Here is a 12,656-nt window from a genome sequence, read left to right as displayed (position 1 = left end):
GCACCGCACGCCGCTGCGAGCAAGGCGGCGACGGCCAGGGGCGTCGCCGCGCGGTCGCTCGCGGGGGCGGTTCCGGCACCGCCGTTGACGACCATCTCGATCGGAACCGAGTTGTCGGAGGGCGCGGTGTCGCCCGGCGGGACCGGCACCCAGACCCTTCCCCTGGCACCGGGGACCTCGCGGTCGATGCGTACGGCGAGCATGGTCCGGTCCCCCGCCCGTGGACAGGTGAACTTCCGCGAGGTCCGGTCGGCGGGGCTGCACCAGCCTTCCTCCGAAGGGAAGGAGCCCGGTTTCGGCGTGGGAGCGAGTGAGGTCCCCCGGGGCAGTTCGACCCGTACCTCGTCCGCCGTGGCGGGGAAGCCTTCCGTGGCGGCGGGCCTGGGGATTTCGATCCGGGCGACATCACCGACCGCGCCGGCGATCGTCACGGACCGTTCCCCGAAGTACAGGCCGGCAGGGGCGTCCTGCGAGCGGAACCTCATCGACGCCGAGGCGCCTTCGACAACCGCGGTCGCCTGCGTCTCCTGGAGGCCGAGCGGGGGACCCGATCCCTTGGGCATCGCCCGGTAGCTCGCGATCTCGGAGTCGGTCAACACCTCGACCGGGGAGACGACGTACTGGTACATGCCCTGGACCTGACAGCACCTCTCGTTCACGGCCCGGAGTTCCGAGCCCGTGGTGTACCACTGTCCGGGCCGGACCGGTCCCGCGAACTCGCAGTAGACGTGGGTACCGGATTCCGCGTAGTGGCAGTTGCCGAAGTCGCGGGAGAACCGCAGCGCGGGCTTGTCGCGTCGCGGAAGCGTGTCGACGACCCAGATCTTCAACAGCACGGTGCCTGGCGTCGGCCCGCCCGTGTTCACGAAGGCCGGCCTGATCGAGGGGGCCGCGTCAAGGGCTGACGTCACCGGCATCGTGACGTCCGGGAGCGCCCGCGCGCCGAACTTCGGCACGCCGATGTGGATCCTCGTCGAGGCGGCGGGCGGCAGGCCCGGGCGGCCCGTGTGACGGACCGTCACGACACCGGCGTACCCGAGCGCCGCGGATGGCCGGGCCACCAGCGAGAACGGGGTGTCCGAGAGGTGCCCGTCGCTTCCCGTACGACAGGTGACCCGGTCGTCCGATATACCGCACCCGTCGTCCGCCCGGACGATCCTGACCTTGTCCGCGATCTCGGAGAGGTCGTACACGGCGACGAGACCCTCCTGGATCGCACCGCCCGGCACGGGACTGGCGGCCCTGAAGAGACCGTCCGCCCCGGCAGTGGGGGACCCTTCGGCCGGTACGAAGAAATCGGACGCCTGGCGGGGCAGGGGTGCGGCGGGCGGGGGCGCGGACGGGGACGGGGACGGGGACGCTGCCCACACCGCCGGGCTGATGCCCAGCACCAGCGCCACCGCTACCGCCGCCGGCACCCCTCGCACCGTACGACCCGTGCGACGCCCGACATCCCCCACCACCACGTCCCCCTGCCCCCCGCCGGCCAGCCCCGCAACCGCTCCGTGCAGGCTCTCACAGCGGCTTGTGGCGCGAGGCTTGTGGTGGGGTCGTCGGTACGCGGTCATACCGACGACACCGCACACCGTCGCATCAGGATGTTCGTGTCGGCTGGGGGTGGGCCAGAAGACGCCGTCGAAGTGGTCGGCCCGGTCGAGACGAGCCGGTGGGAGCCGCGGTGGCGCAGGAGCCCGGCTTGTACGTTGACCAAATGAGCGATCAACATGCTTCAGATCTACGCTGGTTGGGACCGGCACGGCAAAGACACACGCTTCAGGGCCTCAGGACGATCTTGCCGTGCGTGTGGCGGTGTTCGAGCTCGGTGTAGGCCTCGCGGACTTGCGCCAGCGGGTAGACCTTCGCGATCGGCACCTCGAGGTGCCCGGCGGCGATCAGGCCGGCAAGCTCGGCGAGCACCTTGGCGCCCGGCCCGGCCGCGAGCCCCCCGTCGGTCTTCACCCCATACTTCTCGGCGGCCGCGAAATCGGCGATCGTGTCGATCCTGTCGGTCGCGACGCCGAGGGCGAGGGCCAGCTCGACGTACCCGTCGCCGAAGGTGTCGACGAAGGCGTCCACGCCGCTGGGCGCGGCGGCCCTGATGCGGTCCTCGACGCCCTCGCCGTACTCGACCGGGATCACGCCGTGGCTCTTCAGCCACTCGTGGTTGCTCTCGCTCGCCAGGCCGATGACCCTGGCCCCGGCACGGCGCGCGAGCTGGACGGCGAGCGAGCCGACTCCCCCGGCGGCTCCCGAGATGACGACGGTCTCGCCCTCCTTGGGCTGGACGGCGCGTACCGCCCCCCATGCGGTCACGCCGACCACGTACAGGCCGCCGGCCACCTCCCATGAGACGTTCTCCGGCTTGCGCGTGAGGTCACCGGCCTCGACCAGGACCAGCTCGGCCTGCGAGCCCCGCCTCTGGCTGAATCCGATCACCTCGTCGCCGGGCGAGAATCCGGCAACCCCGGCGCCGACCTCATCGATGACCCCGGCGAGGTCGCTGCCCTGCCCGGACGGGAACGTCGACGGGAATATGTCCGCCAACGCCCCCGTGCGGATGACCGCCTCGCTGGGGTTGATACCGGCCGCTTTCACGCGCACGAGGACCTGCCCGTCCCCGGGCACCGGGCGTTCCACTTCGTCGACCCGCAAGACGTCGATCCCGCCGAACTCGTCGTACCTGACCGCCTTGGGCATGGTCTCTCTCCTTCGACTCGCTGAAGCTGAAGCTGGCAGGGGTGTGGGCTACGCCCGCCGGAGTTCGAGCACGGGAATGACGCGGATTCCGGCAGTCTGGCGTGCGTACTCGGCAAAGCCGGGGTAGCGCCGCGCTTGCTCGGCGTAGATGCGGTCGCGTTCGGCGCCGGTCAGTTCGCGGACGGTCACCCGGTAGGTCGCGGTGCCGCGTTCGACGGTGCCCTCACCGGCGGCTGTCAGGTTGCGGTACCAGTCCGGGTTGGTGGGTGCTCCGCCCTTGCTTGCGAAGACGTAGACGATGTCCGGCGCGGTGTCGTTCGGGAGGTACATCATCGGGCTGACGTACTCCCGCCCGCTCCTGCGGCCGCGGTGATGGACGAGGACCAGCGGAGCGCCCTCGAAGACCCCGCCGACCCTGCCCTCGTTCGCTCGGAACTCTGCGATGGTCTTCGCGTTCCAGTCGGCCGCTTCGCTCATGTCGAACTCCTGTCGTTCCGGATACGGGTGCTCGGGGGCGGGCTGGTAGTCGACAGACCCCGAAGCTGTCGCCGCTGCTCGTCGACGTCGCTGTCGGCCGTAGAGGCTGACTGCCGCAGGATCGCTTCGACGTGCTCGCGCTGTTCGGTGCTCACGGAGGACCTCCCTTCGGTCGGCGACCTCCTGCCGGGAGGCGGGCCACTGTGATCCCTTCCACCAGGCAGGTGAGCAGGCATCACCGGATCAGGGTGATTCGCACGGCCGGGGCACCCGCAGGGCCGGCAGCACGACCCCTGCCGCGACCTCGAATCCGCGGGAGAAGCCAACGGATACGTGATCACCCAGGGTTTCGATCGGAGAGTCGAGGGCGAAACTTGGACAAAACAAGCGAACCGACCGTGCGGTGCGGCCCACCATGGATCTGGGAAGGCCACGCCGCCGGCCCGCTCCCCCACGCGGCCGCGCGGAGACAAGCCCGCGACAACGGGGAACCGAGACAAGGTCCTCTATGCCTGTACACCGCATCGGACTGGTCGTCCATCAGGGCCGCTCCGCCGCCCTGGAAGTCAGACGCGCCGTGCAGACCTGGTGCGCGGCACATGACATCCCCTGCACCGAGATCGACGTCTGGTCGGAGGACCACGCTCGCCGGTCCGGCCGCGAGGAAGCCCACGCTGCCGGGGATCCCGACCTGGTCGTCACCTTGGGCGGGGACGGGACGTTCCTGCGTGGGGCCCGGATCGCCGTCAAGACCCGAGCCAGCGTGCTCGGCGTCGACCTCGGGAAGGTCGGCTTCCTCACCGAGGTGCCGGCCCATGACGTCACCGCTGCCCTTGACGCCGTCCACGCCGGGCACGCCCTGGTGGAGGAACGCATGACATTGACGATGCGCGCCTCCCGGCCGCCGGAGGTGCCCGCGGAGATGGAGGCCTTCCTCTGCCTCGGTCGCGGCTCGGCCCTGCCGCCACCGCAGGTGCGGCCGGAGACCACCGCGGGCGACGGGTGGGGCGTGGCCCTGGACGTCAACGCCCTCAACGACATCGTCGTGGAGAAGCTCACCCGTGACCGCCAGGTCAGCGCCGGCGTCTACATCTCGGGCAGGCTGCTGGCCGCCTACTCGGCCGACGCCCTCGTGGTCGCCACGCCCACCGGCTCCACCGCCTACTCCTTCGCGGCCGGCGGCCCCGTGCTCTCGCCGCACATGGACGCCGTCGTGTTCACACCGATCGCGCCCCACATGACCTTCAACCGCACCGTCGTGGCGGCCCCCGACGAACCGGTCGCGCTGCGCATCCTGCCGCACTCCGGCCGCGCGGCGGTCAGCATCGACGGCCAGCTCCGGGGGGTGCTGGACCCAGGGGACTGGATCGGCGTCTACCGCGCCCCTCAACGGGTGCGGCTCATCCGACTCCATGCCACCGACTTCTACGGCCGGCTGCGGGACCGGTTCCGTCTCACCGACGCGCCCGCGACGGCCACCGACGGGGAGTCCGCGCCGTTCTTCCGCCCCGAGACCCCTGTGCCACCCGACCTGGCCGGGCTGCGTCTGCCGCCGCCTGCCGCTGCCCGCTGAGCGCCGTTCTCGATCAGGTTCATCCAGACCAGGTTCGGCTCGGCCGGGCCGCCGAGGACGCGGGGCGAGGTGCCGCCGAGGCCTGTCCGCACGGCTCCGCCAGGCCCCCGCGTCGAGTAGCGGTCTAGCATGAAAGCTGAAGCTTCCTCTCCAGGCCCGCGCCACAGCGGCAGGGAGGCCGGCATGGCGTTCGACACGACTGGTTTCGAGCAGGCCGACGGCGGCCGCTACATACCGATCCCCGAACACGGCTTGATCGGCGATCTTCGAACGGCCGCCCTGGTCGGCACGAACGGCACCATCGACTGGTACTGCTGCCCGCGCTTCGACGCGCCCAGCGTGTTCGGGTCCATCCTCGACGCCGACCGGGGCGGCTCGTTCGAGCTGGCCGCCGAGGTCCCGACACGCAGCAGGCAGTTCTACTTCCCCGACACGAACGTCCTGATCACGCGGTTCTTCGCCGCAGACGGCGTGGCCGAGATACAGGACTTCATGCCCGTGGTCGACGAATCGCGCGAGGCGGCCCGGCACCGGCTGATCCGGCGGGTGATCTGCGTCCGCGGAACCCTGCCCTTCCGGGCACGGATCGCCCCCCGCTTCGGCTACGGCGCCGAAGCGCACACCACGCACCTCGAAGGCCACACGGCGGTGTTCCGCGCCCCGTCACTGACGCTCGCGCTGAGCGCCACCGCACCCCTGGAGAGCGACGGCCTGGACGTGTGGTCTCACTTCAAGCTCCTCGAGGGCGAGTCCCACGTGTTCGCCCTCGACCACATCGGCGACGACGTGGCCCCTCGGTCCTGTCCACGCGCCGAGGCGCAGGAGCAGGCCGACGCGACCGTCCGGTTCTGGCGCCACTGGCTGGCCGGCTCCCGCTACCACGGGCGGTGGCGGGAAATGGTGAACCGCTCCGCTCTGGTGCTCAAGCTGCTCACGTACGCGCCGACCGGCGCGATCATCGCCGCACCGACCACCAGCCTGCCCGAGCAGATCGGCGGCGAGCGCAACTGGGACTACCGCTACGTCTGGGTCCGCGACGCCGCCTTCTGCGTCTACGCCATGCTGCGCCTCGGGTTCACCTCGGAGGCCGAGGCGTTCATGGGGTTCCTCTGCGAGCGCGGCATCATGTCCGGCCCCGGTGCGACCGGCCCGTTTCAGATCATGTACGGCATCGACGGGCGCAGCGAGCTGCCCGAGTACGAGCTGCCGCACCTGGAGGGCTACCTCGGCTCCGCACCGGTCCGGGTCGGCAACGCCGCCACCGGCCAGCTCCAGCTGGACATCTACGGAGCCCTGATCGACTCGATGTACCTCTACGACAAGTGGGGTCAGCCGATCAGCAGCGCCCGCTGGGACGATGTCGGCTCGATGGCGGACTGGCTCTGCGAGCACTGGGACCAGCCCGACGAGGGGATCTGGGAGACCCGCGGGGGCCGGCGGAACTTCGTGTACTCGCGGCTGATGTGCTGGGTGGCACTGGAACGGGCGATCCGCATGGCGAACCGCCGCGGCCTCCCGGCCGACCTGCCCCGCTGGCGGCAGTCCCGGGACGCGATCTACCGTCAGATCATGCAGCGCGGCTGGTCGGCCCAGCGGGGCGCGTTCGTCCAGGCCCTGGACGACGGTGAGCTGGACGCGTCGCTGCTGATGATGCCGATGGCCAAGTTCATCTCGCCCACCGACCCCAAGTGGCTCTCCACCCTGGACGCCCTCACCTCAGACCTGGTATCCGACTCCCTGGTCTACCGCTACGACCCGGCCGCCAGCCCCGACGGCCTGCACGGCCAGGAGGGCACCTTCTCGATCTGCTCCTTCTGGTACGTCGAGGCACTGGCCCGCGCAGGGCGGCTGGAGGAGGCCCGGCTCGCTTTCGAGAAGATGCTCACCTACGCCAACCACCTCGGTCTGTTCGCCGAGGAGATCGGCCCGACCGGCGAACAGCTCGGCAACTTCCCCCAGGCCTTCACCCACCTCTCGCTGATCAGCGCCGCCTTCAACCTCGACCGCGCACTCGGCTGAGGTCATCGTCGACCGGGAGCATCGAGTTGGCTCTGCCCCTTCGGGCTGCTCCATGAGTCATAGGCAGCAAATGTCACGATGAGGGGAGCGACGGCCAGCAAGGCGATCTTCCTCGTGAAACCCTTCACGACACGCGAGCGGGCCCCCGATCGCGAGCGGGGGCCCGCGGGCTCTCTACCTCTGCCCGCCGTTCACGCCCGACGCAGTACGGAGCGGCCCGCGAAGCGCGCCGAGTCGCCCAACTCCTCTTCGATCCGGATCAGTTGGTTGTACTTCGCCGTACGGTCGGAGCGGGAGAGCGAGCCGGTCTTGATCTGGCCGCAGCCGGTCGCCACCGCCAGATCCGCGATCGTGGTGTCCTCCGTCTCGCCCGAGCGGTGCGACATGACGGCCGTCCAGCCCGCCTGGTGGGCCGTGGCCACCGCGGCCAGCGCCTCGGTCAGGGTCCCGATCTGATTGACCTTGACCAGGACCGAGTTGCCGACGCCCGTACGGATGCCCTCGCGCAGCAGCGTCTCGTTGGTGCAGAACACGTCGTCGCCGGTGAGCTGGCAGCGGTCGCCGACGCGGGCGGTCAGCTCGCGCCAGCCGTCGAGGTCGTTCTCCGCCATCGGGTCCTCGATGGAGACGACCGGGTAGGCGTCGATGAGCTTGGCCAGGTAGTCGACGTTCTCGGAGGGGGTGCGGCGCACTCCCTCGCCCGCGTAGTCGTACACCCCGTCGCGGAAGAACTCCGACGACGCCGGATCCATGATCAGGGCGATGTCCGCGCCGGGGCGGTAGCCGGTGCGCTCGATGGCGGCCATCACGAAGTCGAGCGCCTCCTCAGCGGTACGCAGCGCGGGCGCGAAGCCACCCTCGTCGCCGACGCCCGTGGAGTGCCCGGCGGCCAGCAGATCGCGGCGCAGGGTGTGGAAGACCTCGCTGCCCATGCGGACGGCTTCGGCGAAGGTGTCCGCGCCCACGGGCGCGATCATGAACTCCTGGAAATCCAGCGGATTGTCGGCGTGGGCGCCGCCGTTGACGATGTTCATCATCGGCAGCGGCAGGAGGTGTGCGCCGGCGCCGCCGAGGTAGCGGTAGAGGGGCTGGCGGTGGGCCGCCGCGGCGGCCTTGGCGGCGGCGAGGGAGACACCGAGGATCGCGTTGGCGCCGAGCCGGGACTTCGTGGCAGTGCCGTCGAGGGCGACCAGCGCGGCGTCCAGACCCGTCTGGTCCGCCGCGTCCCGGCCCCGCACGGACGCCGCGATCTCCCCGTTGACGTGGGCCACCGCGCGGTCGACGCCCTTGCCGTGCCAGCGCGCGGAGTCTCCGTCGCGCAGTTCCACGGCCTCCCGGGCACCGGTGGAGGCGCCGGAGGGGACGGCCGCGCGCCCCAGGCACCCGTCCGCCAGGACGACGTCGACCTCGACCGTGGGGTTGCCCCGGCTGTCGATGATCCGGCGGGCGGTGACGGTCTCGATGGCGGCGTTGACGGTCCCGACTGCCTTTGCGGACATGGGAGTTCCTTCCCGTTGTCGTGTGCCGTGGCCCCGGCTGCGACAACGCTGGCGCTGAGCCCGACAACGCAAACCCTACAGCAATGCTGCTCAGTTTTGCTGTACAGCATTGCTGTGCAGCATTGCTGTGCAGGTCAGGTGTACAGCTTTGCTGACCAACGGGGTAAAATGCCCTATGCCCACCTCGGACGCCGCCGCCATCGCCACCGAACTGCGCACCGCGATGGGCAAGCTCACCCGACGCGTCAAACACGAGGACCGCATCCCCCTGGGCCAGGCCGCCGTGCTCGGCGCACTCGACCGCAACGGCGCCATGACCACCAGCGACCTCGCCGCCGATCAGCGCGTACGCCCCCAGTCGATGGCCCGGGCGGTGGGGCTGCTCATGGAACAAGACCTGATCACGCGCCGGGCGCACCCCACGGACGGCCGCAAGTCGCTGGTCGAGCTGTCGGACGCGGGCCGCGCCGCGCTCGAAGCGGAGCGCGGCCGCAGGGCCGGCTGGCTCGCGCAGGCCATCGAGGCCGAACTCACGGATGAGGAGCGGACGTTGCTGGCACGGAGCGCCGCCCTACTGGACCGGCTCGCCACCCGCTAGCCCCCGACAGGCAACGTTCGCCCCGTCACGAGGCCCGGCACACGCCCCCAGGCTCTCGGCTTCGCTCGGGCAGGAAGGTACCCCTTCACCGCCACTGGGGCGAGCGCAGACCTCGGGGTCCGTCGGTGGTTCAGGAACTGCTGGTTGAACGCGGCGGTGTCCTCAGCGAAGACGACTGGTGGTGGAGTCGGGTACGGGTACTGTCCGAATGCCCAGCGGTTCATCGCCCTCGTGACGGGGTCGCTGTGGCGAGGAGAGCGGACAGAGCGTCCTGGAGATCTTCGATCTGGCGGTAGTGCAGAGCGGTCATCCCCACTTCTCGAGCGGCAATGACGTTCGCGATGGTGTCGTCGATGAACAGGCAGCGGTGAACCGGGGCTCCGACCCGTTCGGCGGCGATGAGGTAGACACGCAGATCGGGCTTCGCGACACCGATGCGGGACGTGTTCACCACGGTGTCGGCGAGGTCATCCAATCCTTGGCGGGCAAGATCCGACTCCAGTCGGGTGGTCGCGTTGGAGACCAGGGCGACAGTTGCGACTTCGCGGACCCTGGTGAGCAGGGAGACGACCTCGTAATCGATGCGTGGCATGAGATCAGACCATGCGGCGACAATGCTTCGGGCGCGGTCCGTCGATCCACAGACGTCGACGAGGTCCGTGGCCAGCGCGGAGCGCCATTCCTCATCCGTGACCTCCCCCGTGATCGCGGGATGCAGTCGGGACTGCGCGAAGGCGGCTTCCGCGAGCGTGCCCGCGGGGAGTCCATGGGCGTGGTCGAGGTCGTCGGGCCCGGGAGCGGGCCAATGCCGAAGCACCCCGTCGATGTCGCAGAGCACGGCGTCGTAGGGGCGGACAGTCATGCTCAGATCTCCTTGGCGGTGATTGTCCGGCGGCGGACGTCGGATGGGGGCGGTCCAGTCTCCAGCTCATGCCTGCTGGAAGCCAGTCGGTAGTTGCGTTGGAGTCCATCAGGCCCTCGCTGTGAACTGGCGACCGGCGATTTCTCGCCCGTTTGACGCAACTCCCGAACCTTGACACGGCCTTGGGTGCTCTGGAGATTCATGTGTCCGCGCAGAACGGCGCAGATGCGGATGGGCAGGCCGCCGTTGACGATGTCGGTGGCGAAGAGAGCCCACCGAAGTCGTGCGGGGTGAACGTCACGCCGGCGAAGCCGTCGTTCGTCTCGGCGATTCTCTCGCAGGTGCGGCGGAGCATTCCCAGAACAGTGCTAGAGCGTGTCTCTTTGATGGGATGCGGATTGCGCCGGGACTCGCTACCTGGCCAACGGGACAGTCTTGTTGGCATAACGGGCCCTGGTCGTGGGCCAGGCGCTCAGCAGCAGGCACAGCCCTGCCCTGTCCGAGGCATACCACATTTGGGTGATCTTGTCCTTGGCGTCGTCGTTCTCCTGCCTCGGGGCCGATCGGAGCGAGAGCATAGCCGGGAAGGCCGTTGCGGGATAGGTGGCAGGGTCGGAGGCGGTGACACGCACGCCCCCTGGGGATGCGGGCCGTCGGCACCCGACAGGTTCAGGTTCGTGCTGTTGCCGGCGAGTCGACGACAGCACGGAGCGAGCCGGGTCGGCTACGACCTGGTGGCCACACGGTCGCTCACGACAAGCGAGGGAATGCCAGGTGACAAGCACGGTGAGTATCGCGGACAGGCTCGGCATCGAACCTAAGACGGTGGTCCAGGAGCTGGGCTGGGGCGAGGACTGCGACGAAGCGGTCCGCTCCTCGGTCAAGGAACGCACCGGCTCGGGTTTCGCCGACAAGGATGCCGACAGCGTCGACGTGGCCATGGTGTGGTGGCGGGAGAGCGACGGCGACCTGACGGACACGCTCACCGACGCGATTGGCCCGCTGGCGGGGTACGGGCCGATCTGGGTGCTCACCCCCAAGGTCGGCCGTGACGGGTACGTCGAGCCCTCCGAGATCGCCGAAGCCGCCGTCACCGCCGGCCTGGCGAATACCTCCTCCACCAGTGTCGGCGACGACTGGACCGGCACCCGCCTCGTCATCCCCAAGCTTGCTCACAAGGTCAGGCACTGAAGCCCACCGTCGTCCTGCTGCGGGTCCGGCTGGCCGGGTGTTAGTGGCCAGTGGTGATTCCCCATCGGTGGCCACTTGACGGGGCATCATGTGGCCACCGATCCGATTACGCCGTGTAGTCGTGAACCCGCCCAGCTGGTCGTAGTCGTCGAGGCCGCGGTGCTGGAGGTTGGGCGCCGCCAGGCGGATGGCCCCGGCAGCTGCCGGGGCCATCTTTCACTCGCGCTGCACTGGAGGTCAGTCCTGAGCGCCGGGGATCTGACCTGGCAGGTCGGCGGCCGTGCCTTCACCCAGCAGGTCCGTCCGCTGCGGGCCCCGTCCTTGGGGATCGTGGCCGGTGGCGCGTTGGCGGCAGAGGGTTCGCAGTGGGTCTACAGTCCGCCGCGCTTGGAGTCGAAGCCGGTGATCACGGCGACGACCTTTTCCGTTTCGGGGTCGAAGAGCTCGACGGGGTTTTGGAGCTTGTAGGTGTCGCCCTTGGGCGGGAACTGGGTGAGGCTGGAGACCTGGACCATCGGGCCGTACGTGGTGAGGATGACCGGGTCGCCGGACTTTTCGATCGTCAGCGTGAAGCTCTCGTAGTCGAGGTGCTCGAACTTCGGGGGGGCGGACTGGGTGATCCTCAGAAGGCTCTTGGCATCGACGTCGATGTCGTTCTGCTCGATGGTGAAGGTCATTCCGTCCGGCCCCTCGGCGCTGACCTTGAAGCCGATGGTCCGCAGCTTCACGCTGTTGATCGGGTCGTTGGGGTTGACGTCGACGCGGTGCTTGATCCCACCCCTGAAGTCGACGGTGAAAGTGGTCCCCTTGTACTCGATGGTGGTACCGATGGCTAGGATGGAGCAGGGGATCTCGGCTCCGATGGGGGGCAGCAGGGGCATTCGTCTCTCCTGGGGTGCGTGCTGGCGAGGTGGCCGGCCTAGCTCGTGGTGTGGACCGGATGAGCTCTCGGCCGAACTTCGACGTACCCGCACGAGCATGCCATCTGGCAGTAACTACGCGTAGCACATCGCACACAACTAGCCATCACGGGTGAGAGTCACTGCCGTGCCGACTAAAGCGTGTCTCCTTGGCTGGACTGGCCAGCGGACTGAGCGTCGCTCTGATCCGGATCCTGGAGGCCGACGGTGAAAGATCCGCGTTGTCGCTCTGTCATGCACTCCACCCTGCAAACATCATCTTGCAGCCGGCCTGACAGCCGTCCCAGGACGCGACAGAGGAGGAACGTTGTCGACACCGACGAACATGTACGGGGTTGGGCCCTACAAGGAGACCAAGGGTGAGGCGTACAGGGGTGAGCCCATGCGCAAGCACTTCACCAAGCTCCTCGGCGCCTGGAAGCAGGAGCTGATGACCAGCGTGGACCAGACCGTGGATCAGATGAAGGACCAAGCCGCAGACTCCCCGGACTCTGCCGATCGAGCCTCCCAGGAGGAGGAGTTCGCCCTGGAGCTGCGCAACCGCGATCGGGAGCGGAAGCTCATCAAGAAGATCGACAAGACTCTCCAGATGATCCAGGACGACGAGTACGGCTGGTGCGAGTCCTGCGGGATCGAGATCGGCCTTCGTCGCTTGGAGGCGCGCCCCACCGCTGAGCTCTGCTTCGACTGCGAGGAGATCGCGGAGAAGAAGGAGAAGACGGTCGGCAAGGGCTAGTCTCCGGAAGCGGTCATCTGCGGCTCCAGATCAGGATGGCCGCGAGATGGAGTGCGGCCTGGTAGGCGACGGCGAGCTTGTCCG

The 12,656-nt window shown here is 69.1% G+C and carries 10 protein-coding genes and 1 pseudogene; 5 read left to right on the top strand and 6 right to left on the bottom strand.

Annotated features, from left to right (window positions below):
• The 3 genes and pseudogenes from ACFV0Q_RS28575 to ACFV0Q_RS28565 form a co-directional block, all read right to left on the bottom strand.
• A pseudogene (locus ACFV0Q_RS28575) lies at positions 1 to 1,418 on the bottom strand (hypothetical protein); the annotation flags it as partial.
• Positions 1,419 to 1,773: 355 nt separating this feature from the next.
• On the bottom strand, positions 1,774 to 2,697 hold the full coding sequence (locus ACFV0Q_RS28570) for an NADP-dependent oxidoreductase (RefSeq protein ID WP_385009238.1): 924 nt from the start codon (positions 2,695 to 2,697) through the stop codon (positions 1,774 to 1,776).
• Positions 2,698 to 2,745: 48 nt separating this feature from the next.
• Positions 2,746 to 3,174: a nitroreductase family deazaflavin-dependent oxidoreductase gene (locus tag ACFV0Q_RS28565; RefSeq protein WP_385009237.1), complete on the bottom strand. Its 429-nt coding sequence runs from the start codon at positions 3,172 to 3,174 to the stop codon at positions 2,746 to 2,748.
• 508 nt (positions 3,175 to 3,682) lie between these two features.
• Here ACFV0Q_RS28565 and ACFV0Q_RS28560 point away from each other — a divergent pair.
• Together ACFV0Q_RS28560 and ACFV0Q_RS28555 are read left to right on the top strand one after the other, a co-directional pair.
• Complete coding sequence (locus ACFV0Q_RS28560) at positions 3,683 to 4,747, top strand: NAD(+)/NADH kinase (protein WP_385009236.1); 1,065 nt, start codon at positions 3,683 to 3,685, stop codon at positions 4,745 to 4,747.
• 183 nt (positions 4,748 to 4,930) lie between these two features.
• Positions 4,931 to 6,766 (top strand): glycoside hydrolase family 15 protein, encoded by a 1,836-nt coding sequence (locus tag ACFV0Q_RS28555; RefSeq protein WP_385009235.1) that lies wholly within the window; start codon positions 4,931 to 4,933, stop codon positions 6,764 to 6,766.
• A 191-nt stretch (positions 6,767 to 6,957) separates the two neighbouring features.
• On the opposite strand, the gene eno is transcribed toward ACFV0Q_RS28555, so the two are convergent.
• Complete coding sequence (eno, locus tag ACFV0Q_RS28550; protein WP_385009234.1) at positions 6,958 to 8,265, bottom strand: phosphopyruvate hydratase; 1,308 nt, start codon at positions 8,263 to 8,265, stop codon at positions 6,958 to 6,960.
• Between the two features lie 175 nt (positions 8,266 to 8,440).
• Between eno and ACFV0Q_RS28545 the strand changes: the two genes are divergently transcribed.
• On the top strand, positions 8,441 to 8,863 hold the full coding sequence (locus ACFV0Q_RS28545; protein ID WP_385009233.1) for a MarR family winged helix-turn-helix transcriptional regulator: 423 nt from the start codon (positions 8,441 to 8,443) through the stop codon (positions 8,861 to 8,863).
• A gap of 220 nt (positions 8,864 to 9,083) precedes the next feature.
• Here ACFV0Q_RS28545 and ACFV0Q_RS28540 read toward each other — a convergent pair whose 3' ends face one another.
• Positions 9,084 to 9,725, bottom strand: coding sequence for an HAD family hydrolase (locus ACFV0Q_RS28540; RefSeq protein WP_385009232.1), 642 nt, complete (start codon positions 9,723 to 9,725; stop codon positions 9,084 to 9,086).
• 786 nt (positions 9,726 to 10,511) lie between these two features.
• On the opposite strand from ACFV0Q_RS28540, the gene ACFV0Q_RS28535 reads away from it, so the two are divergent.
• Positions 10,512 to 10,916 carry a DUF3052 domain-containing protein gene (locus ACFV0Q_RS28535; RefSeq protein ID WP_385009231.1) on the top strand — a complete coding sequence of 135 codons (405 nt, stop codon included), beginning with the start codon at positions 10,512 to 10,514 and terminating at the stop codon, positions 10,914 to 10,916.
• 371 nt (positions 10,917 to 11,287) lie between these two features.
• On the opposite strand, the gene ACFV0Q_RS28530 is transcribed toward ACFV0Q_RS28535, so the two are convergent.
• Complete coding sequence (locus ACFV0Q_RS28530) at positions 11,288 to 11,797, bottom strand: hypothetical protein (RefSeq protein WP_385009230.1); 510 nt, start codon at positions 11,795 to 11,797, stop codon at positions 11,288 to 11,290.
• Positions 11,798 to 12,143: 346 nt separating this feature from the next.
• Here ACFV0Q_RS28530 and dksA point away from each other — a divergent pair, with 346 nt between their 5' ends.
• Positions 12,144 to 12,572: an RNA polymerase-binding protein DksA gene (dksA, locus tag ACFV0Q_RS28525; protein WP_385009229.1), complete on the top strand. Its 429-nt coding sequence runs from the start codon at positions 12,144 to 12,146 to the stop codon at positions 12,570 to 12,572.
• The last annotated feature ends 84 nt before the right edge of the window (positions 12,573 to 12,656 follow it).

The sequence above is a fragment of the Streptomyces sp. NPDC059564 genome, from assembly GCF_042735575.1.
In the GTDB taxonomy this organism is placed as follows: Bacteria; Actinomycetota; Actinomycetes; order Streptomycetales; family Streptomycetaceae; genus Streptomyces.
Note: the sequence above shows the minus strand (reverse complement) of the source record. Positions and strands in the feature narration are given on the sequence as shown.

Bases quoted from the DNA above. Each gene is read 5' to 3' on its own strand.
- ACFV0Q_RS28570 (WP_385009238.1), bottom strand. From the start codon at position 2,697: ATGCCCAAGGCGGTCAGGTACGACGAGTTCGGCGGGATCGACGTCTTG.
- ACFV0Q_RS28565 (WP_385009237.1), bottom strand. From the start codon at position 3,174: ATGAGCGAAGCGGCCGACTGGAACGCGAAGACCATCGCAGAGTTCCGA.
- ACFV0Q_RS28560 (WP_385009236.1), top strand. From the start codon at position 3,683: ATGCCTGTACACCGCATCGGACTGGTCGTCCATCAGGGCCGCTCCGCC.
- ACFV0Q_RS28555 (WP_385009235.1), top strand. From the start codon at position 4,931: ATGGCGTTCGACACGACTGGTTTCGAGCAGGCCGACGGCGGCCGCTAC.
- eno (WP_385009234.1), bottom strand. From the start codon at position 8,265: ATGTCCGCAAAGGCAGTCGGGACCGTCAACGCCGCCATCGAGACCGTC.
- ACFV0Q_RS28545 (WP_385009233.1), top strand. From the start codon at position 8,441: ATGCCCACCTCGGACGCCGCCGCCATCGCCACCGAACTGCGCACCGCG.
- ACFV0Q_RS28540 (WP_385009232.1), bottom strand. From the start codon at position 9,725: ATGACTGTCCGCCCCTACGACGCCGTGCTCTGCGACATCGACGGGGTG.
- ACFV0Q_RS28530 (WP_385009230.1), bottom strand. From the start codon at position 11,797: ATGCCCCTGCTGCCCCCCATCGGAGCCGAGATCCCCTGCTCCATCCTA.